Raw genomic sequence first — 19,678 nt, 5'->3', positions numbered from 1 at the left:
TCCGCATTGCGAAGCAATCCATCGGAAACCGCATGAGACCCGAACGGTGCCGGATCAGCCAGCGGCCCCGGAGGCCGCGCGCCGGGTGCGGACCAGCGAGAGCAGCGCGCCGACGATGCAAGCCGCGATTGCGCCCGCCCCCACCAGGAGGGTGAGCGTCCGGTTCCACAGCCGGTCGAGGCCGAGATCGGTGGTGACGAGGTCGGGACGGGCCGGATCGGCCATCACCCCGACCCGGTAGTCGCCGACATGGAAGCCCGAGAACACGTAGTTCACCCGCCGCGTCACCGTTCCGTCGGGCGTGCGGAGCGCGAGGGTCGCGTCGCAGATGTGGATCACGAGCTTGGCGCTGCACTTGCCCTCGCTCACCCGGGCATCGGGAGCGGGCCGGGCCGTCGCCTGCACCTGCCAGTCGGTGATGACCGCCGGTGCCGTGTAGACGGCGCAGGCCACCAGGATGCCCCCGAGCGCCACCACGCCGAACAGGATCCAGAAGGTGTTCATCCAGCTCTGCCCGCGGCTCGGCACCCGCAGGGCGTCGGGGCGGTAGGCGGAGGCGGTCTCGCGCGGGTCGGTCATCGCTTCTCTCCTGGCTCCTCAGGCGGGCTCGGGTACGCGCGGGGCGGAAGCTCCGGCGAGGGCCCGCCGGGCCTCGGCCGCCGCCTGATAGGTGGCGATCAGGTCGGCGAAGCCCTGCCGATCCAGTCCGCGCGGCAGGGGGATCGGAACCGTGACGATGCGGCGCTTCGCGTCGAGCTTCACGGCGTGCCGCCCCGGCAGCCGTTCGGGCCACCGCACCTCCGGCGGCAGCAGCACGCGGGTGACGATGCCGGCGTGGTTCCCTGTCATGTCGAGGTCGGCGATGTCGTCCCAGGCGATCGTCCGGTCGAGCCCCGGCACCGCCAGGCCGTCGGGCGTCAGGATCAGCACGACGGGCTCGCCCCGCGACAGGACCAGGGCGCCGGCCCCGAGCATCAGGACCGCCAGGGCGAGGGACGCCACGAGGACGACGGTGGCCTCGCGCGGCAGCATCCCGGGGATGCCGAACACGGCGACGGCGAGGGCGACCACGCCGAACAGGCCGCCGGCCGCCGCGAGCACGAGGCCGCGGGGGCGGTGGTTCGCCCGCAGCACCCGGTCCTCGGTGCCGACCGCCGCGGCGGTGGTCTCCAGATGGGCGTGGAACGCCGCGTCGCGCGCCCGCACGGCCTCGAGGAAATCCGCGGTCGCCGACCGGCACAGGCCGGCTGGGTCCGCGAAGTAGGCGGCGAGTTGCCCGAGGGCGTGCGGCGGCGGCGTGAGGCCGGCGGCGGCCAGGAGGTCGGCGTCGATCGCCCGTCCGAGGGCGCCGATGCGGTCGCGGGTCGGCGGGTGGGTGTCGGTCGGGTGGGCCTGCCCGGTCTCCAGGTGGGCCGCCGGGTCGTCGAGGCCGCGGGCGAGCGCGTGGTCGAGCACCGCCGCGACGAGGTCGGGCGGCGCCGCATCCGGGGCCTCGGCCGCGGCGGCGAGGGTCTCGGCGATGCGCGGCGCGACCGCACCCGTGCGCAGCAGCGCCCGCGCCGCGGCATCCCGCGAGGTGACCGCCGCGCCCGCCGCGTCGGCGGCGAATTCGCGGACCCGGCTCCAGTGGCGCACGGCGAGGTGGAAGCGCTCCATCACGAACAGGCCGAGACGAAGCGAGGGCCCGAACAGGCCGAGCGCGCCGCGCTCGCGCGCGGCCACGGCGTCGAGGGAGCGCCCGACCCCGGCGTAGATCGGCAGGAAGCGCTGGCTGTAGGCGGTGTCGCCGCCGGCGTAATGGGCGAGTTCGTGGGCGATGATCGCCGCCGTCTCGTCGCCGCGCATCAGCGCGAGGGAGGGCAGCGGCAGGTGGAGGATCCGGCCGGCGAGCCGGGCGCCGCCGGGTTCCAGTTCCACCGGGCCGGCCGTGACGAAGAAGCCCCCGGTCAGGCCGACGACCACGGCCTCGGGCCTGAGCGCGCCCATCCGCTCGGCCAGCCCCTCGACGAGGCGCCACAGGCCCGGGGCCTCGGCCGGCGCGATCGGCCGGCCGAGGATCGGCAGCGGGTCCGGCTCGAACGCGTCGAGGGCGCGGCGCAGGCCGCGCAGGGCGCCGCCCGCCGCCAGGAGCGTGGCGCCGACCGCCACGGCGGCGATGCCGATGAGCTTCATCCCGTCGCCGGTGAGGCCGCCCTGGACGAGCAGGCCCGCCTCGAACACGACGACGGCGACGAAGGCGGCGGTCGCCGCCACGATCTGGAGCGCGAGCGCCGCCGGGAGCAGCCGCCGCATCAGCGAGAAGCCGCCCACCAGAGCCTCGCGCGAGCCGCGCCCCCGCCGCGCCAGCAGCGCGCCGGCCACCAGCACGAGGAGCGAGAGGCCGGCCGCGACCGCGCCGCCCGCGACGGCGATCGGCGGCAGCACGCGGCGCCAGTCCATCAGCGCGGCGAGCGTCGCGGTGTCGTCCCGGGCCTCGCGCGCCTTCGCCACGGCGAGGGGGCCGCCGTAGTGCTTGCCGTTGTGGCGGAACTGCAGGCGGAAGTCGGGGCGCCCGTCGCGCGGGGCGCGCGCCTCGAGATCCGCCACGACCTGGGCGAGGCGGTCGTGCTCCGCCATGACGGCGGCGAGATCGTCGAGGCCGCGCCGCCCTTCCCAGAGGCCGACGAGAAGGAGCGCGAGCGGCAGCAGCACGGTGGTCGCCACGAGGCCGAGGAGGGCGCGCGGACGCGAGGGCGCGTGCGGAACCGTTGCCTGGGAGATCGTCGCCTCCTGCCGTACGGGAGATCAGGCGCCGCCGCGATGCAGACATCACGCCACGGTCGCAAGACGATCCGGCGCCACCGTCGATGACGCGCCGGTCGAAACACCGGCCACAGGGGAGAAAGATCGGACGCGGTGCATCCCAGATCTCGGCCGGCGCGGGGATTTCTAACGGGATGCGCGCGCAGGTCAACCGGATGTTTCTGGCGGTCGCAGATGGAGGCCGGATGTCGTGCCCGGCAACGGGCGACGGAGGACACGGAGCCTGCGGGCCAGTGCGCGTTCCCCGCGCTCCGCCCTAGATGCGTCTCCCGAGGACCGGATCCGAGCCCGCGCGGCGTCCGGCTGGTCCATCGGCAGGGAGGAGCGGGTGGCGGGATCGGTGACGGAATGGCTCGTGCAGGGGGTCGGCCTCCTGCTCGTCGCCGCGACGGTCCTGCCGTACTGGCGCAGCCATGTCGGGCTGGTGCGCAGCTGCGACTTCCCGCGGATGCAGATCGCAGCGGCGATCCCGGTCGTGGCCGGGCTGCTGCTGCTCGCCGGCGGCCCGGTCTCCCTCGGCCTCGCGGCGATCCTCGCGCTCTGCCTCGTGCTGCAGGCGCGGGCGATCCTGCCGTTCACGCCGCTGGCCCGCCGGCAGGCCGAGGCGGTCCGGCCCGGGGAGGCGCGGGCGGAGGCGCAGGTCCGGATCCTGATCGCCAACGTGCTCGAATCGAACCGCGACTACGGCGGCCTGCTGCGCGAGGCGGCGCGGGCGCGGCCCGACCTGATCCTGGCGCTCGAGACCGACGAGGGCTGGCGCCGCGCGCTCGCGCCGCTGGAGCGGGACTACCCGAACGTCGTCGCCCAGGCCCAGGACAACACCTACGGGCTGATGCTGTATTCCCGGCTGCCGCTGGAGCGGCCGCAGGTGCGCTTCCTGCTGGAGGACGACGTGCCGTCGATCCGCACCGGCGTGGTGCTGCCGTCGGGCGGGCGCTTCACCTTCCAGGGCGTGCATCCGCGTCCGCCCCATCCCGGCCACAGCAGCGCGCCGCGGGACGCCGAACTGGTCCTGGTCGCCCGCGAGGTCGACCGCGAGGACGGCCCGACGGTGGTCGCCGGCGACCTCAACGACGTCGCGTGGTCGGACACGACCCGGTTGTTCCAGTCGATCAGCGGCCTGCTCGATCCGCGCCGCGGCCGCGGCCCCTACGCGACCTTCAACGCCAAGTGGCCGTTCCTGCGCTGGCCGCTCGACCACGTCTTCTTCAGCGAGCATTTTCTGCTCGGACGCATCGAGCGCCTGCCCGACATCGGCTCGGACCACTTCCCGATCCTGATCGCGCTCCAGCTCGAACCCCGCAAGGGCGCGGCCCGGCAGGACGCGCCGGAGGCCGACGCCGAGGACCACGCCCGCGGGCACGAGGTGGTGGCCGCCGGCCGCGAGGAGGCCCGATGAGCACGAGGGATTCCGGGCCGATCCACGCCTTCCTGGCCGGGCGCGGCCGCGACGGCCGCGGGCGCCTGCTGGCCGAGGTGCTGGCCTTCGACGATCGCCGCCTCGAAGCGGTGCACGACTTCGTCCAGTGGCTGTTTCCCCTGCCGGAGGCGAGCCGGGCGGTGCCCGGCGCCCCGGTCCTCGACCCCGCGCAGGCGGCGGCGATCCGCGCCGACCCGGCGGCGCTGGCGGGCCTGCGGGCGGCGCGCGACCGCATGGCGCGGTTCTACGCCGGGACCGACCACTGGCTCGTCGCGCACGATCACAACCACCTGCGCATCACCCGCATCCTCGCGTCCCTGCGCGACCTCGTCGGTCCGGACGAGGCGCGGGCCTTCCACGACGCGGTGGCGGCGCGCAACCGCGCGGCCGGCGGGCCGGTGAACCGCGACAGCCTCGCCTTCTGGGTGCGGGCCTGCGGGTAGCGGGTGGGGCGGCCTGCCGCACGGGAACGGCTGGACAGCGACCGGCCCCCGGGCGAAAGCGGCCGCGAGGGACGAGGGGGACCGAGGGAATGGCGTACTGGCTCTACAAGTCCGAGCCGGCGACCTGGTCGTGGGACCAGCAGGCGGCGGCGGGCGCGGCCGGCACGTTCTGGAACGGCGTGCGCAACCACGTCGCGCGCAAGAACCTGAAGACGATGCGGCTGGGCGAGCAGGGCTTCTTCTACCATTCCAACGAGGGCAAGGCGGTGGTCGGGATCGTCGAGGTGATCCGGACCTACTATCCCGACCACACCGACGAGAGCGGCCGCTTCGGCATGGTCGACCTCAAGGCCGTTGAGGCGCTGCCGCGGCCGGTGACGCTGGAGCGGATCAAGGCCGAGCCGCGGCTCTCCGGGATGGTGCTGGTGACCAACTCCCGACTCTCGGTCCAGCCGGTCACCGAGGAGGAATGGGCGCTGGTGCGCGCGATGGGCGGCCTGTGACCGGCCGCCGGGCGATCGCCGGCGCGGTGGCCGCGGCCCTGATCGCCGGTCCGGCGGCGGCCGACCGGCCGCAGGCGCAGCGCGCGGTCGTGACCTGCGCCGCGCTCGCCAACCTGCGCATCCTGATGACCGAGTCCGGCGGCGAGGCGGCGAAGATCAAGGCCCGCCTCGGCGACCCCAACGCCGATCATCTCGGTTGCAGCCGCACGCCCCTGGACCGGATCGAGGGCACCGCCGACCGGGTGGTGATCGGCGGCACCTCCTACGATTGCCTGAAGCTGAAGGACAGCCTCGTCTGCCGCTGGAGCCTGCCGCGCGACCCGGCGCCGAAGTAGCCGGTTCAGATGCTCCAGTACGGCGTCGCGTTGTAGTAGCGGTGGACGTGCTCCTCCCAGGCGCGGTCGTAGGACGGGTCGCGTCCCTCGGCCGAGGTCGGGGGCGAGGCGCGGAGCTGGTCCTCGGTGATCGCGACCTCGTAGGCGTCGAGTTCCGGCTTGAAGCGGAGCGCGCTCCACGGAACCGTGTAGTAGCTCTCGCCCATGCCGAGGAAGCCGCCGAAGCTCATCACCGCGTAGGCGACCTTACCGGTGGCCTTCTCGATCATCAGCCGCTCGATGCGGCCGATGCCGTCGCCGTTAGGGTTGCGAACGGCGGTGCCCTCGACCCGGTCGCTGGCGATCAGCGCGCTGGTCTCGTTGGTGGTGGTGCTCCCCATGTCGGAGCGGTCGCTGGCGGTCGGCGCGACGGTGGTCATCGCAGTCACTCCCTGGATGGTTTCCGCCCGGGAAACGCCGCCCCGGCCGCCGCTGTTCCGCCGGCGAGGCCGCAGCCGGTTCCCTGAGCGGCGCAGGACGGCTAGCGTCCCCCCATGCCGATTCGCGCCTCCGCCCTCGCCGTCCTCGCCGTCCTCGCCGGCTCCGCCGCGCATGCCCAGGATCGCGGCACCCTCACCCCCAAACCCCTGCCGCCGCTCGCCAACCCCGACGATCCCGCGACCCCCGCCAAGGCGCTGTTCGGGCGCGCCGTCACGCCGGCGGCGCTGGCGCCGCAGGCGATCGGCTCCTACGCCCGCGGCTGCGTCGCCGGGGCCGAGGCGCTGCCGGTGGACGGCGCCAACTGGCAGGTGATGCGGCTGTCGCGCAACCGGATGTGGGGCCATCCGCGCCTCGTGGCGTTCCTCGAGCGCATCGCCGCGAAGGCACCGGAGCGCGCCGGCTGGCCGGGCCTGCTCGTCGGCGACATGTCGCAGCCGCGCGGCGGGCCGATGCTGACCGGCCACGCCTCGCACCAGCTCGGCCTCGACGCCGACGTCTGGCTCACCCCGATGCCCGACCGGCGCCTGACCCGGGCCGAGCGCGAGGAGATGTCGGCGACGAACGTCGTGCGCGCCGACCGCCGCGACATCGACCCCGCGGTCTGGCAGCCGGCGCACCTGCGGCTGATCCGCATGGTGGCGAAGGAATCCGAGGTCGCCCGGATCTTCGTCAACCCGGCGATCAAGCTCGCCCTGTGCCGCGAGGCCGGCGGCGACCGCGGCTGGCTGACCAAGGTGCGGCCGATGTACGGCCACAACTACCACTTCCACATCCGCCTCGACTGCCCGGCCGGCGAGCACGCCTGCAAGGACCAGGACCCGCCGCCGACCGGCGACGGCTGCGGCGGCGAACTCGACTACTGGTTCAGCGACGCGGTGCTCAATCCCCGCCCCGGCCCGCCCGGCAAGCCGCGCCCGCCGATGACGATGGCGGGCCTGCCCGACGCCTGCCGGACGGTGCTGAAGGCGCGGTGAGTGGAAGCGTCATGGGGACGGCCGGATTGCTTCGGCATCTCCGCCGAGGCAGTGTTGGCACATGACCGAAGTGCCGATTCAGGAGGCGGAGCGCCGCTTCGCCGAACTCGCCCGACGGGCGGAAGAGGGTGAGACCGTCGTGGTGACGCGCGATGGTCACCCGGTGATAGACCTTGTTCCACATCGCCGTGCCCGGCGCGGGCTCGACTTCGAGGCCGTCGAACGCTTCAAGAGCCGACACGGTATCGCCCGCATCGTGCAGGATCTGCCTGCCGACTTCGACGCGCCGTTATCGGAAGAGGTTCTTGGGCTGTCCTCGTTCGAGGCGTGAGACTGATTCTCGGTCTAATACGAATTTCGGACGATTCGTTCAGCTTAGCCGCAGACGACCACAGCGAAGGGCAAATGCCACGCTGAATGGATTATTGGGATTTCGTATGACAACGACGCACGCCCGACCCCTCCCCCCTCCGCGGGGGAGGGTCGGCGTCGTGCTTTGCCTACTCCGCCGCCTGCGCCCCGACCCCGGTCCCGACCGGGCACGACACGCCGGTGCCGCCGAGCCCGCAATAGCCGCCGGGGTTCTTCGCGAGGTACTGCTGATGGTAGTCCTCGGCGAAGTAGAACGGGCCGGGATCGCGGATCTCGGTCGTGATCGGGCCGTAGCCGCGGGCGCGCAGGGCCTCGGCATAGGCGCCGCGGGAGGCCTCCGCCTCGGCGCGGCGGGGATCGCCGTCGGGCAGGTAGAGGCCGGAGCGATACTGCGTGCCGACGTCGTTGCCCTGGCGCATGCCCTGGGTCGGGTCGTGGCTCTCCCAGAACGTCTTGAGCAGCGCGCCGAACGGCAGCACCGCCGGGTCGTAGGCGACCAGCACCACCTCGTTGTGGCCGGTCAGGCCCGAGCAGACCTCCTCGTAGGTCGGGTTCGGCGTCGTGCCGGCGGCGTAGCCGACCGCCGTGGCGACGATGCCGTCGCCGATCTGCCAGAACTTGCGCTCGGCGCCCCAGAAGCAGCCGAGGCCGAACACCACCGTCTCGGTGCCGGGCGGGTAGGGACCCTTGATCGGGCGGCCGTTGACGAAGTGGCGCTCGGCGGTGGGGAGCGGGGTGGCGCGGCCGGGCAGGATCCGGTCCGGGCTCGGCATCTCGGCGCGCTTGCGGAAGAACAGCATCGGCTCGCTCCGTGTCTCGTGTCGTGTCGTGTCGGGATCGGACAGGATGTGGGGTGCCGGGGCGCGATTCTGTAGGGCGCGGGATTTGCGTCAGGGCCGCACGGTCCCGTCAGGGCCGCACCAGCGTCCCGATGCCGGGGCGGCCGGGCTGGCCGAGCCACAGCAGGACGAGGCCGAGGCCGAGCGCCACGAGGGCGGCCGGCGACAGCGTCAGGGGGGCGCCGAGGACCTTCCACAGCAGCGGCTGGCCGCCTTCGGCCAGGGTCTGGAGGCTCGCCGCCCGTTCCTTCAGCACCGCCACCGCGACGTCGTTGACCGAGGTCACCAGGACGGTGTTGTTCGCGATCGAGCGGGCGCCGTCATAGACGAGGCCGACGAAGCCGGCGGCGAGGAGCAGGAGCCCGAGGAAACGGCTCAGGAAACGGATCATCCACAACTCCGGTCCGCGGCTGTCGGCGCCACACCCGTCTGATACTGATTTCGGACGATTCCGTCCGAGATCCGTATCCCCAGCCCGCGCGGCGCTTGAGCGAAGCCGAAATCCGCATTGCGAACGCGATCCCGCAGGGATCGCCTGAAGCAATCAATCGGATTTCGCATGAGTAGAGAGGGGCGGACGGGCCCGCAAGCGCGGCCCTGCGCCCGGTTGATCCGGACGCCGCGCCCGTGCCAGGAGCCCCGCAGGACAGCGCGAGTGCGGGCGGCTTGGACGGCATGGCGGACGGCGTGGGCGGCGGCCCGGACCTCATCATCTTCGATTGCGACGGCGTGCTGATCGACAGCGAGCCGATCAGCCTCGCGCGCCTGACCGACAACCTCGTGCGGATCGGGGTGCCGATCGACCTCGCCACCGTGGCGCGGCGCTTCACCGGCACCAGCATGACCTCGATCATGGCGCATATCGCCGCGGATTACGGCGTCGCGACGCCGGAGGGCTTCGTCGACGCGGTCCGGGCCGACACCCTGCGGGCGTTCGAGGCCGAGCTGCGGGCGATCGCCGGCGTCGCCGAGGTGCTGGCCGACCTGCCGCAGCGGCGCTGCGTCGCCTCCAGCAGCGACCCGGCCCGCCTGCGCCACGCCCTGACCCTGACCGGGCTGCTGCCGCTGTTCGGCGACCACGTGTTCAGCTCGACCATGGTCGCGCGCGGCAAGCCCTTCCCCGATCTCTTCCTGTACGCCGCCGACCGGATGGGGGCGGAGCCGGGCGCCTGCGTCGTGGTCGAGGACAGCGTGCCCGGCGTCACCGCGGCCCGGGGCGCCGGGATGCGGGTGCTCGGCTTCGCCGGAGGCGGCCACTGGCAGCACGACCGCGCCGGCGCGGACCTGCTCGCCGCCGGCGCCGCCCTGGTCTTCGACGATTTCCGCCGGCTGCCGGCCCTGCTCGGCACCCTCGCCGAAGCGGCGTGACAGCGGCAACGCTTCGTTCCCCATCCGGGCGGTCGCCGCCCGGACCCCTCATTGACTTCACCGGACCCGCGCCGCATCTCCCGGGATCCGGGCCCGTCCGGCGCCGGATCGTGCGTCCGGCGGGCCCCCGCGGGCGTAACCGGAGACAGGCCGTGACTCTTCCCCGCATCGTCGCCTTCTCGGGCAATGCCGGCCGGCCCTCCCGCACCCGGGTCCTGGTCGAGGCCATCGCCGCCGAGGTCGCGCGCCAGCGCCGGGTGGATCTGCGGGTGTTCGACCTCGTCGATGCCGGCCAGGGCCTCGGGGCCACCACCCGCGACGCGCTGCCGCTGCCGGCCCAGCGGATCATCGAGGCGATCGAGGGGGCCGACGCGCTCATCGTCGCCTCGCCGGTCTACAAGGGCTCCTATGCCGGGCTGTTCAAGCACGTGATCGACTTCCTGGCGCCCGAGGCGCTCGCCGGCAAGCCGGTGGCGATCGCCGCGACCGGCGGCGGGCCGCGCCACGCCCTGATGGTCGAGCACCAGCTCCGGCCGCTGTTCGGCTTCTTCACCGCCCACGTCGCCGCGACCGCGGTCTATGCCGGCGAGGACGAGATCCAGGACGGCGCCGTCACCGACCCGCGCGTCGCCGAGCGGGTGACCGCCGCCGCGACCGAACTGGTCCACCTCCTCGACGCCGCCGACGCGATGCGGCGGGCCCGCGACACCCGCGACGAACCCGCGGCCGCGCGGCTGTGAGCCGGCTCTAGACCTCCGGCAGCAGACGCTGCTCCCAGGCCGCGAGCGCGCGCTCGAACACCGCCGGGTCGTCGAGGGCGCGGGCCAGCACCAGGGCGCCCTGGACCGCCGTAAGGCAGTGCTCTGACAGGCCGTCCGCCTCGCGTCCGTGCCCGGCACGCCGCAGCGCATCCGCCAGCGCCGTGCGCCATTCTGAAAAATAGCCGGCTATTTCGCCGGCAAACAGATCGCGTTCGCCGGTGAGGGCCAGGATCCCGACGAGGCACATTCGGCGCCCGGACCGGAAGTAGGCCCGCACCTGCGCCAGCATGGTGCGGATCCCGTCCGCCGGGTCTCCGCCGCGCAGGGGGGCGAACACCGCGGCCTCGAACCATTCCCGGATCTCGGCGAGCACCGCCGCCGCCATCTCGGCCTTGCCGCCGGGAAACAGGTGGTAGAGGCTGCCCTTGCCGAGCCCGGTGCGGGCGCCGATGAGGGCGAGGCTCGCCCCCTCGTAGCCGCGCTCGCGAAACACCTCGGCCAGGACCGCGACGGCCGCCGCCCGGCCGGACGGCCCCGTCACAGGCCGAGGTCGGTGAGGCCCGGGTGATCCACCGGCCGAATGTCGGCGCGGTCCCAGTGGAACAGCCGGTCGGCGGGCGCGATCGCGACGTCGTTGATGCTGGCATGGCGCTCGCGCATCAGGCCGTTCTCGTCGAACCACCAGTTCTCGTTGCCGTAGGCCCGGAAGAACTGCCCGGCCCCGTCGTGGAACTCGTAGGCGAACCGCACCGCGATGCGGTCGTCGGTGAAGGCCCACAACTCCTTGATGAGCCGGTACTCGTGCTCGCGCTGCCACTTGGCGGTCAGGAACGCCACGATGGCGTCGCGGCCGGAGACGAACTCCGAGCGGTTCCGCCAGCGGCTGTCCGGCGTGTAGGCGAGGGCGACCCGGGCCGGGTCGCGCCGGTTCCAGGCGTCCTCGGCGGCGCGGACCTTCCGGATCGCGGTCTCGCGGGTGAACGGCGGCAGGGGAGGGCGGCTCTCGGACATCGGCGGCTCCGGCATCGTCTGTACCGATCGGTACAGAGTCGGACCGCCTCCGGTCAAGCGGTGTCGCTGGTCAGGCGGGGCCGTCCTGCGCCTTGCGGTAGGTCCGGCCATAGGCGCCGTACTGCTCGATCGTGCGCTGCATCATCGCCCGGCGCTCGCCGTCGAGGCGGCCGATGCGCCGCGCCGGCCGCCCGCCCCACAGCCAGCCGCTCTCGAGTTCCTGGCCCGGATCGGTGGCGGTGCCGGCGGCGACCAGCACGTCAGGACCGACGATCGTGTCGGGGGCGAGCACCGCTCCCATGCCGACCAGGCTGCGCGCGCCGATGCGGCCGTCGCCGAGATGGACGTTGTGGCCGATCGTGACCTCGCGCTCGATCACCAGACCGCTGCCGCGGGTGCGGATCACGGTGTTGTCCTGCACGTTGGAGCCGGCTCCGACGACGATCGGGCCGACTTCGGCCGCGAGGTCGCAGCCGAAGAACACGCCGCTGCCCGGCTCCAGGGCGATCCGGCCGTGCAGCCGCGCCGTGCGGGCGACGAACACGCCCGGTTCGAGGGCCAGCGCGTCGCCGGGCGGGCGCGGCAGGTCCTGCGCCGCCGCCTCGCGCAGGCGCTCGGCCCGCTCGGCGAGTTCGCCCGGCGCCAGCGGCCGCACCGGCCGGGCCGGGCTGCCGGCATAGGCGAAGCCGCCCGGCAGGGTGGTGCGCGGATAGACCGTGCTGCCGGCCTCGATCAGCACCCCGTCCCCGACCACCGAGCCGTCGAGCACGACGCAATCGTCCTCGATCACGCCGTCGTCGCCGATCGTGCAGGCGTGCACCACGGCGTTGCGCCCGACCGTGACCCGGTCGCCGACGATGCAGGGATAGACGTCGTGGGCGATGTGCAGGGTCGAGCGAGCGCCGAGCCAGAACCGGTCGCCGACGACGATGTCGTGCCCGTCGCCACGGATGACGCTGTCGTCGCCGAGCCACGCCTGGACCCCGATGCTGGTGCGGCCGATCACCGTCGAGCCGCGGCCGCACCAGACCGGACGGGCAGCGAAGGCCGGCTCCTCGCCGGCGAAGGGGAGCACCAGTTCGGGTGTCACGGGCCTCTCCGTTGGTGCGCGACGCGGGCGGCGAGCCCGGTCGGCTTCCTTCATGAACCCGGGCGGGGCCGCTCTGCCAGCCCGAATCGGCAATGGCCGGCCGGCTTGTCAACGGCGATTGGCCCGGCCGCCGCGGCCGTGATACGGGGGCCGCGAACCTCGGGATCCCGATGACGCCGCGCCTCAGCATCCAATCCGCGCTCTTCGACGTCGCGGCCGAGATCGCCGCCCTGTCCGCCGGCGAGGCCGGGCGGGCCGGGGCGGTGGTGAGCTTCACCGGCCTGTGCCGGGACGAGGGCGGGCGCCTCGCCGCGCTGGAGCTGGAGCATTATCCCGGCATGGCCGAGGCCGAGATCGGCCGTGTGGTCGGGGAGGCGGCGGCGCGCTGGCCGCTGCACGGCGCGACGGTGATCCACCGGCACGGCCTGATCCGCCCGGGCGAGGGCATCGTGCTGGTGCTGACCGCGGCCTCGCACCGGGCCGCGGCGTTCGCGGCGGCGGACTTCCTGATGGACTACCTCAAGACCCGGGCTCCGTTCTGGAAGCGCGAGCACCTCGCCGACGGCACCACCGGCGGCTGGGTCGCGGCGGCCGAGGCCGACGACACGGCCGCCGCGCGCTGGTAGGCGATCTCAGGCGGCGATCCGGCCCGCCCGCTCGCCGGCCTCGATGAGGCGGGCGGGCTGGCCGGCGCGGGCGACGAGGGTCGCGCCCTTCGGCACCACCTGCCAGCCGGTGCGGCAGCCGTCGATCGGCTCGGACACCACCACGAGGCCGGTGCGGGTCTCGCGCCAGTACAGGCTCGGCGGCTGGCCGTCGCAGGCCCAGCGGAAGGCGGTGAGGCCGTCGCCGTCGGTGAGCACGGCGGTGAAGCGCACCGGCTCCTCGACGCGCGCCTCGGTCATCAGCGCGCGCACCGTGGCGAGGGTGCGGGTCATCGCCCCGACCGGGTCCTCGGCGGCGCCGTTGGCGAGCGCGAGCAGGAACAGCGCCTCGGAATCGGTCGAGCCCTGGCGGGCGTCGTAGAGCGCGTCCGGGATCAGGCTCTCGAGCCGGCGCTTGATGCGGGAATAGCCACCGATCTGGCCGTTATGCATGAACAGGTGGCGCTCGTGCCCGAACGGGTGGCAGTTCGCCCGCGTGGTGGCGGTCCCGGTCGAGGCCCGGACATGGGCGAAGAAGGTGCGGGCCCGGATCTGCCGCGACAGGCTGCGGAGGTTCTCGTCCGACCAGGCCGGGCGCACGTCGCGGTACAGGCCGGGCTCGGGGCGGTCGCCGTACCAGCCGATGCCGAAGCCGTCGCCGTTGGTCTCGGTCTTGGCCTCCTCCGCGTGGAGCGACTGGTGCACCAGCGAGTGGGTCGGGGCGCAGACCAGTTCGTCGAGGTAGACCGGTTCGCCGTGATAGGCGAGGAAGCGGCACATCGGCGTGGAACCTCAGGCGCGGCGGCGATCCACTGGCTCCCGGGGAATCGGGTGCTTCCGGCCCGCCGCCGTCATCTCACCGTAACATTCGACCTTGCAGGGTGAACAGTTCGTTAATGCGGCGCACCATGCCCACCCGGAAGGCAGGTCCGGGATGGCGGAGGATCGTGGCGGGGGTGAGACCGCGGATGTCGCGGGGCCTGCCGGGATCGAAACGCGGCCTCGTCCGTTGACGTGGAGCCCGGGACGGCGCCTTCGCCGCGCGGTCCCGTGGCGTGTCACCGGCTGCGCGTCGCTTTCCCCCGCCGGGACACGAGCCACCCCGATGCCGCGTCGGTCCGCTCCCGATCGGGTGAGTGCGGCTCCGGCATCGCGTCGCTTCCCGAGAGGAGACCTTATGGGCAGAGCAGCGTCCGCCGTTCCGATCGCCGTCGTGGTCGAGGACGACGAAGCCGTCCGCGATTTCGCCGCGGCGATCCTGGAGGAGACCGACCTCGACGTCATCGCCTGCGAGAGCGCCGAGGACGCCCTCGCGGTGATGCGCCGGCACGGGCCGGACGTGGCGCTGCTGTTCACCGAGATGCGCCTCGGCGGCGCGATGGACGGGGCCGCCCTGGCTCGCACGATCGAGCGCGACTGGCCGGACGTGCGCGTCGTCGTCACCTCGGAGCCCGGCCGGACCCAGGCGCTGCCCGACCACGCGGTCTACATGCCCAAGCCCTGGCGGCCCCTCGACGTGCTGGTCCAGGCCGAGCACGCGGTGGTGCACCCGGTTCATCACTGAGCGGCGCCAACGCGAAAAGGCCCGTGCGCCCTCGGCGCCGGGCCGTTTCGATGATCGACGTCGGGCGCCGCGAGGCGCCCGGACCGCTCAGGCGCTGACGGCGGGAGCGGCGGCGGCCGGAGCCGGAGCGGCGGCCGGACGGCGCGGCGAGGTGGGACGCGGCTTCGGCTTCGGCGCGGCGATCAGCCCCTCGCGGATCGCGGTCTTGCGGGCCTGCTTGCGGGCGCGGCGCACGGCCTCCGCCTTCTCGCGGGCCTTGCGCACCGACGGCTTCTCGTAGGCCTTGCGCTGCTTCATCTCGCGGAAGATGCCCTCGCGCTGCATCTTCTTCTTGAGAACGCGGAGAGCCTGATCGACGTTGTTGTCCCGAACGAGTACCTGCAAGGGTGTGTCCTCTAGCGAAATGTCCATGGTGGCCGACCCTGGAGGCCGCGCCCGAAGGGGAAGCCCCCGCGCCAACCGACAGACGCCCCGATCCCGGCGGACGAGGCCGGGAGGGGCGGCAAGCGATGGCCGGGACGCGACGTACCGGATCGGCGCACAATCTGCGCGTCACGGGGCCATACACCAGTTGGTCGGGACTTCCAACCGTCATCGCCGCCCGGGCGTTCCTTTTCGGATCACCGTCGCCGGGACCGTTCGGGCCTCAGGCGTTGGCCTGGATGAAGTTGCGCACCAGCGGGTAGGTCTGGTTCTCCCACTTGCGGCCCGAGAACACGCCGTAATGGCCGACGCCGGCCTGGAGGTGGTGGCTCTTGCGGAAGGGCTTGAGGCCGGTGCAGAGGTCGTGCGCCGCCATCGTCTGGCCGACCGAGCAGATGTCGTCGCGCTCGCCCTCGACCGTCATCAGCGCCGTCCTGCGGATCGCCCGCATGTCGATCGGCGCGCCCTCGAAGGTGAGCTTGTTGCGCGCCAGCGTCGCGTCCTGGAACACGGTCTTGACCGTCTCCAGGTAGAACTCGGCGGTGAGGTCGAGCACGGCGAAATACTCGTCGTAGAAGGTCTCGATCTGCTGCGCCCTGGCGGCGTCGCCGTCGGCGAGGTGCCAGAACAGGTCGAGATGCCCGTGCATGTGGCGGCCGGCATTCATCGACATGAAGGCCATGACCTGCATGAAGCCGGGATAGACCCGGCGCCCGGCGCCGGCATGGCGCCGCGGCACCGTCGCGATCAGGTTGCGCTCGAACCAGGAGATCGGCTTCGAGGTCGCGAGTTCGTTGACCTTGGTCGGGTTGATCCGGGTGTCGACCGGTCCGGCCATCAGCGTCATGCTGGCCGGGTGGGCGGCGTTGCCGGTCTCGGCCATCACGGCGGCGGCGGCCATCGCCTGCACGGCGGGCTGGCACACGGCGACGAGGTGGGCGCCCGGGCCCATCGCCTCCAGGAACCGCACGAGGTGGGCGACGTACTCGTCGAAGCCGAACCGCCCGGCCTCCACCGGCACGTCGCGGGCATTGTGCCAGTCGGTGACGTAGACGTCGTGGTCGGCGAGCAGGGTCCGCACGGTGCCGCGCAGGAGCGTGGCGAAGTGGCCCGAGAGCGGCGCCACGACGAGCACCCGCGGCTGCTCGCTGGCGAGATCCTTGCGGAAGCGCAGCAGCGAGCCGAACGGCGTGCGCAGGGCGACCTCCTCGGTCACCGGCACGTCGCGGTTGCCGACCCGCACCGCCGGGATGCCGTAGGACGGGCGCGCATGGGTCATGCCGGTGCGCATCATCATCCGGGCGGCGGCGCTCCACCACGTCGCCGGCTCGCGGTAGCCCGCCGCGGTCCAGGGCGAGACGGCGTCGTGCAGCAGACGGCCCCAGGACCGGGTGGCGGCGGCGAGATCGGAGTGGAACTCGAAGGTGTCGTAGAGCATCAGCCCGCACTCTCCCGGAAGGGCGCAGCAGGATCGCGGGCCGCCGGGCGAAAGACGTAAGGCAAGGTTCGTCTCCGCGCGATGTGACTTTCGTTCGGGTTCCATGCGACTGCCGTGCCAGCCGGCGATGCGCCGTTCCGGCACGAGTCTTGGATCACCGCCCCCGGGCGCCCCCGGGCGCCCGGGGAGGAACGCGGATGGCCGAGGCGACGCTCACAATCTCAAGCCGCAACTACTCGTCGTGGTCGCTGCGCGGCTGGCTGCTGTGCCGGATGGCCGGGCTCGACTTCGCCACCGAGGTTCTGTCGGGCGACCCCGCGAGCCGGGCCGAACTGCTGCACCTGTCGCCGTCGTTCCTGGTGCCGCGCCTGACTCACGGCGCGGTCCGGGTCTGGGACGTGCTGGCGATCGCGGCCTACCTCGACGAGTGGAAGCCGCAGGCCGGCCTGCTGCCGGAGGACCGCGCCGCCCGCGCCCTGTGCCGGGCGATCTCCGGCGAGATGCACGGCGGCTTCACCAACCTGCGCTCGGCCCTGCCGATGAACCTGCGCGCCCGCTACGCCGACTTCAAGGTCTGGGGCGGGGCGCAGTCCGACATCGCCCGCATCGTCGCGATCTGGGAGGACGCCCTCGGCGCGTCCGGCGGGCCGTTCCTGTTCGGCGAGCGGCCGACGCTGGCCGACGCGATGTACGCGCCGGTCTGCACCCGCTTCGTCACCTACGGCGTCGCCCTGCCCGACCGCTGCGCGGCCTACCGCGACCACGTCATGGCGTGGGCGCCGATGCAGGACTGGATCGCCGCCGTCGCCGACGAGCCGGAGGAGATCGAGGAACTCGACATGGAGTTCTGATCGGCGCGTCCGGCCATCGCCTCGTCACAGCACGGTGAAGTCGGAGGCGGTGAGCGCGGCCCGGTTGCCGAGGCTCGCGAACTGGACCGCCGCCGCCGCCCCGGATCCGTCGGCGTCGTAGAACAGCGCGCCGGTGCCGCTGTTGTAGAGGATGCGGTCGTCGGCATCGACCCGGCCGAGCCCCAGGTCCTTGAACGCCGTGCCGGCGAGCGGTCCCTTGGCGAGCCCCGCGAAGACCTCGCCCGACAGCGCGATCCGGTCGCCGTCGGCGCGGCTGAAATCGGCGATGCGGTCGGTCTCGCCGGCGATGAGCGCGGTGTCGAACACGAAGGTATCGGCCCCGCCGCGGCCGAACAGGGCGTCGCTGCCGCCGCCGCCGGCGAGCCGGTTGGCGCCGGCATTCCCGGTGATCAGGTTGGCGATCTCGTTGCCGGTCAGGTCGATGGCGGTCGTCGCCGTGGGCGAGGCCGCCCGCAGCGCCTCGATCGACGCGCTCGCCGCCAGCGTGTAGCTGGCCGAAGCCTGGACCGTGTCGTAGCCGCCATCCGCCGCCTCGGACACCCGGTCGCCGGCCTGATCGACGAAGTAGGTGTCGTTGCCGGTGCCGCCGGCCATCGCATCGGCACCGCCCCCTCCATTGAGCACGTCGTCCGCGGCGCCGCCCGTGAGGGTGTCGCCGCCCGCGCCGGTGGTGATGGCGTTGCCGAGGCTCGACGCGGTGACGGCGACGCCCTGCGGGACGCTTCGGGCGAGGTTGACGCTGCCGGCGTCGCTGAGGACCAGTTCGACGTCGCCGGAGAACGCCCTGCGGATGGTGGAGAAGCCGGCCGCCTGCCGCGTCGTCAGGGTGACCGGACCCAAGTCGATCTCGAGGATCTCCACGCCCGAGATCGACGAGGTCGAGAGGTCGCCGGCCGAGAACCGGATCGTGTCCGTGCCCACGCCGCCCACGATCGTGTTGGCGGTGGAGGGCGGTCGGAACCGTCCGCCCAGGTCGAACACGTCGTTGCCCGCGCCGCCGTCCAGGCGGTCGCCCCTGCCGAGCAGGAGGTCGTCGCCGGCCCCGCCCGCCAGCGTGTCGCCGCCGGCCCCGATGAGGGTGTCGTTGCCGAGGCCCAGGGTGACGGCGTTGCCGCCGCCCAGCGACCGCACGTAGCCGATGCCGGGCAGGGCCGAGAGGTCGACGCTGCCGCCGCCCGACAGCAGCAGCGCGGACGTCTCGATGCTCGTGAAGCCGGCGGCCTGCCGGGTCGTCATCGCCAGCCCCTTCGAGCCCCGCACGACCTCGATGCCGCCGAGCGTGTACCCCCTGATGTCCGTGACGACGGTGTAGCCGCTCGGGCTGGAGGCCGGCATCGGCATCCAGCGCGGCGTCTCGATCGCCGTGCCGGCATAGCTCAGCGCCAGCGTGTCGGTCCCCTCGCCGCCGTCGAGGGTGGCGTTCGCGACGACCACGGGGGCGAAGAGGAACGTGTCGTTGCCCGCGCCGCCCTCCGCCGTGTCGTTGCCGAAACCGAGGGAGAAGAGGTCGTCGCCGCCGCCGCCGCGGAGGAGGTCGTCGCCAGTGCCGCCATCCAGCACGTCGTTGCCGTTCCCGCCGAGGAGGGTGTCGTTCCCCGCCCCGGTCCTGACGTCGTTGCCGGCGGCCGAGCTGCGCACCAGGACGCCGCCCGAGACCTTGCCGGCGAAGTCGGCGCTGCCGGCCGTCGTCAGCAGGAGCTGCGTGCCGGCCCCGGTCCGGATCGTCGAGAAGCCGGACGCCTGCCCGGCGGTCAGCGCGACGCTGCGGCCCTGGGTGTCCAGCACCTCGACCCCGCTGATCGCGAAGCCGGAGATGTCGGCCGCCATGACGGTGCCGGGCGGGTCGCCCGGCCGCGCGCCCGGGACGGCGAAGGCCGTGCCGGCATGGGTCGTGGTCAGGACGTCGGTGCCGCTGCCGCCGTCGATGACGCCCCGCCCGCTGGTGATCCACGACAGGAACACGTCGTCGTTGCCGGCACCGCCCAGGATCGTGTCGACTCCGTAGGACGAGTAGACGTCGTCGTCGCCGTCGCCGCCGTCGATCCGGTCGTTGCCGTAGCCGCCGTAGAGGACGTCCACCCCGGCCTCGCCCGAGAGCAGGTCGTCGCCGTCGCCGCCGTCGAGGGTGTCGCGCCCGTCGCCGCCCTCGAGGGTGTCGTTGCCCTCGAAGCCGCGCAGGTCGTCGTTGCCGCCGAGGCCGAGGATCAGCTCGTCGTCGGTCCTGGTCCGGCCGGGATAGTCCAGGGAGATCACGTCGTTCTGCGCCGTGCCGCGGATCGTCTTGGCCATGCCGGAATCTCCCCGGAACCATCGAGTGTGGAATCCGGACTGTCCTATCA

General features: G+C 73.3%; 23 protein-coding genes. 11 read left to right on the top strand and 12 right to left on the bottom strand.

Annotated features, from left to right (window positions below; translation table 11 throughout):
• Positions 1–54: 54 nt before the first annotated feature.
• Together EOE48_RS03200 and EOE48_RS03195 are read right to left on the bottom strand one after the other, a co-directional pair.
• The gene (locus EOE48_RS03200; RefSeq protein ID WP_127727337.1) at positions 55–579 is read right to left on the bottom strand and encodes a hypothetical protein; all 525 of its coding nucleotides are present in this window, start codon (positions 577–579) and stop codon (positions 55–57) included.
• An 18-nt stretch (positions 580–597) separates the two neighbouring features.
• A complete protein-coding gene (locus EOE48_RS03195) occupies positions 598–2,703 on the bottom strand; it encodes a M48 family metalloprotease (protein WP_484213848.1) in 2,106 nt (701 codons plus the stop codon).
• Positions 2,704–3,142: 439 nt separating this feature from the next.
• On the opposite strand from EOE48_RS03195, the gene EOE48_RS03190 reads away from it, so the two are divergent.
• The 4 genes from EOE48_RS03190 (at position 3,143) to EOE48_RS03175 (ending at position 5,503) form a co-directional block, all read left to right on the top strand.
• The gene (locus EOE48_RS03190; protein WP_127727336.1) at positions 3,143–4,201 is read left to right on the top strand and encodes an endonuclease/exonuclease/phosphatase family protein; all 1,059 of its coding nucleotides are present in this window, start codon (positions 3,143–3,145) and stop codon (positions 4,199–4,201) included.
• Positions 4,198–4,665: a hypothetical protein gene (locus EOE48_RS03185; RefSeq protein WP_127727335.1), complete on the top strand. Its 468-nt coding sequence runs from the start codon at positions 4,198–4,200 to the stop codon at positions 4,663–4,665. Before EOE48_RS03190 ends, EOE48_RS03185 begins: the two co-directional genes overlap by 4 nt.
• A gap of 89 nt (positions 4,666–4,754) precedes the next feature.
• Positions 4,755–5,168 carry an EVE domain-containing protein gene (locus EOE48_RS03180; RefSeq protein WP_127727334.1) on the top strand — a complete coding sequence of 138 codons (414 nt, stop codon included), beginning with the start codon at positions 4,755–4,757 and terminating at the stop codon, positions 5,166–5,168.
• On the top strand, positions 5,165–5,503 hold the full coding sequence (locus EOE48_RS03175; protein WP_127727333.1) for a hypothetical protein: 339 nt from the start codon (positions 5,165–5,167) through the stop codon (positions 5,501–5,503). Before EOE48_RS03180 ends, EOE48_RS03175 begins: the two co-directional genes overlap by 4 nt.
• A gap of 5 nt (positions 5,504–5,508) precedes the next feature.
• Here the strand turns inward: EOE48_RS03175 and EOE48_RS03170 are convergent, their stop codons facing one another.
• Entirely contained in the window at positions 5,509–5,883 is a 375-nt protein-coding gene (locus EOE48_RS03170) for a PRC-barrel domain-containing protein (RefSeq protein WP_246153939.1), read from the bottom strand.
• Between the two features lie 153 nt (positions 5,884–6,036).
• On the opposite strand from EOE48_RS03170, the gene mepA reads away from it, so the two are divergent.
• Together mepA and EOE48_RS03160 are read left to right on the top strand one after the other, a co-directional pair.
• Complete coding sequence (gene mepA, locus EOE48_RS03165) at positions 6,037–6,957, top strand: penicillin-insensitive murein endopeptidase (protein WP_127727331.1); 921 nt, start codon at positions 6,037–6,039, stop codon at positions 6,955–6,957.
• A 61-nt stretch (positions 6,958–7,018) separates the two neighbouring features.
• Positions 7,019–7,288, top strand: a complete 270-nt coding sequence (locus tag EOE48_RS03160; protein WP_127727330.1) for a type II toxin-antitoxin system Phd/YefM family antitoxin — start codon at positions 7,019–7,021, stop codon at positions 7,286–7,288.
• Positions 7,289–7,457: 169 nt separating this feature from the next.
• Here EOE48_RS03160 and msrA read toward each other — a convergent pair whose 3' ends face one another.
• Both msrA and EOE48_RS03150 read right to left on the bottom strand, forming a co-directional pair.
• On the bottom strand, positions 7,458–8,129 hold the full coding sequence (gene msrA, locus EOE48_RS03155) for a peptide-methionine (S)-S-oxide reductase MsrA (RefSeq protein WP_127727329.1): 672 nt from the start codon (positions 8,127–8,129) through the stop codon (positions 7,458–7,460).
• A 109-nt stretch (positions 8,130–8,238) separates the two neighbouring features.
• Positions 8,239–8,559 carry a PetM family of cytochrome b6f complex subunit 7 gene (locus EOE48_RS03150; protein WP_127727328.1) on the bottom strand — a complete coding sequence of 107 codons (321 nt, stop codon included), beginning with the start codon at positions 8,557–8,559 and terminating at the stop codon, positions 8,239–8,241.
• Between the two features lie 284 nt (positions 8,560–8,843).
• Here EOE48_RS03150 and EOE48_RS03145 point away from each other — a divergent pair, with 284 nt between their 5' ends.
• Together EOE48_RS03145 and msuE are read left to right on the top strand one after the other, a co-directional pair.
• Positions 8,844–9,536, top strand: a complete 693-nt coding sequence (locus EOE48_RS03145) for an HAD family hydrolase (RefSeq protein ID WP_127727327.1) — start codon at positions 8,844–8,846, stop codon at positions 9,534–9,536.
• Positions 9,537–9,688: 152 nt separating this feature from the next.
• The gene (msuE, locus tag EOE48_RS03140) at positions 9,689–10,276 is read left to right on the top strand and encodes an FMN reductase (protein ID WP_127727326.1); all 588 of its coding nucleotides are present in this window, start codon (positions 9,689–9,691) and stop codon (positions 10,274–10,276) included.
• A gap of 7 nt (positions 10,277–10,283) precedes the next feature.
• Here msuE and EOE48_RS03135 read toward each other — a convergent pair whose 3' ends face one another.
• The 3 genes from EOE48_RS03135 to EOE48_RS03125 all read right to left on the bottom strand — a co-directional run bounded on the left by EOE48_RS03135 (position 10,284) and on the right by EOE48_RS03125 (position 12,398).
• Complete coding sequence (locus tag EOE48_RS03135) at positions 10,284–10,838, bottom strand: TetR/AcrR family transcriptional regulator (protein WP_127727325.1); 555 nt, start codon at positions 10,836–10,838, stop codon at positions 10,284–10,286.
• Positions 10,835–11,308: a nuclear transport factor 2 family protein gene (locus EOE48_RS03130; RefSeq protein ID WP_127727324.1), complete on the bottom strand. Its 474-nt coding sequence runs from the start codon at positions 11,306–11,308 to the stop codon at positions 10,835–10,837. Before EOE48_RS03130 ends, EOE48_RS03135 begins: the two co-directional genes overlap by 4 nt.
• Positions 11,309–11,378: 70 nt before the next feature.
• A complete protein-coding gene (locus EOE48_RS03125; protein WP_127727323.1) occupies positions 11,379–12,398 on the bottom strand; it encodes a gamma carbonic anhydrase family protein in 1,020 nt (339 codons plus the stop codon).
• A gap of 170 nt (positions 12,399–12,568) precedes the next feature.
• On the opposite strand from EOE48_RS03125, the gene EOE48_RS03120 reads away from it, so the two are divergent.
• Positions 12,569–13,024: a molybdenum cofactor biosynthesis protein MoaE gene (locus EOE48_RS03120; protein WP_127727322.1), complete on the top strand. Its 456-nt coding sequence runs from the start codon at positions 12,569–12,571 to the stop codon at positions 13,022–13,024.
• Positions 13,025–13,030: 6 nt separating this feature from the next.
• Here the strand turns inward: EOE48_RS03120 and EOE48_RS03115 are convergent, their stop codons facing one another.
• The gene (locus EOE48_RS03115; RefSeq protein WP_127727321.1) at positions 13,031–13,822 is read right to left on the bottom strand and encodes a class II glutamine amidotransferase; all 792 of its coding nucleotides are present in this window, start codon (positions 13,820–13,822) and stop codon (positions 13,031–13,033) included.
• 397 nt (positions 13,823–14,219) lie between these two features.
• Between EOE48_RS03115 and EOE48_RS03110 the strand changes: the two genes are divergently transcribed.
• A complete protein-coding gene (locus tag EOE48_RS03110; protein WP_127727320.1) occupies positions 14,220–14,606 on the top strand; it encodes a response regulator in 387 nt (128 codons plus the stop codon).
• Positions 14,607–14,693: 87 nt separating this feature from the next.
• On the opposite strand, the gene rpsU is transcribed toward EOE48_RS03110, so the two are convergent.
• Entirely contained in the window at positions 14,694–14,990 is a 297-nt protein-coding gene (gene rpsU, locus EOE48_RS03105; protein ID WP_127727319.1) for a 30S ribosomal protein S21, read from the bottom strand.
• Between the two features lie 262 nt (positions 14,991–15,252).
• Positions 15,253–16,467, bottom strand: a complete 1,215-nt coding sequence (locus EOE48_RS03100) for a polyhydroxyalkanoate depolymerase (RefSeq protein ID WP_127727318.1) — start codon at positions 16,465–16,467, stop codon at positions 15,253–15,255.
• A gap of 197 nt (positions 16,468–16,664) precedes the next feature.
• Between EOE48_RS03100 and EOE48_RS03095 the strand changes: the two genes are divergently transcribed.
• Positions 16,665–17,318: a glutathione S-transferase family protein gene (locus EOE48_RS03095; protein ID WP_127727317.1), complete on the top strand. Its 654-nt coding sequence runs from the start codon at positions 16,665–16,667 to the stop codon at positions 17,316–17,318.
• 24 nt (positions 17,319–17,342) lie between these two features.
• On the opposite strand, the gene EOE48_RS30170 is transcribed toward EOE48_RS03095, so the two are convergent.
• On the bottom strand, positions 17,343–19,628 hold the full coding sequence (locus EOE48_RS30170) for a calcium-binding protein (RefSeq protein WP_187371305.1): 2,286 nt from the start codon (positions 19,626–19,628) through the stop codon (positions 17,343–17,345).
• Positions 19,629–19,678: the final 50 nt, after the last annotated feature.

This window comes from Methylobacterium oryzihabitans (genome assembly GCF_004004555.2).
GTDB lineage: Bacteria > Pseudomonadota > Alphaproteobacteria > Rhizobiales > Beijerinckiaceae > Methylobacterium > Methylobacterium oryzihabitans.
Note: the sequence above shows the minus strand (reverse complement) of the source record. Positions and strands in the feature narration are given on the sequence as shown.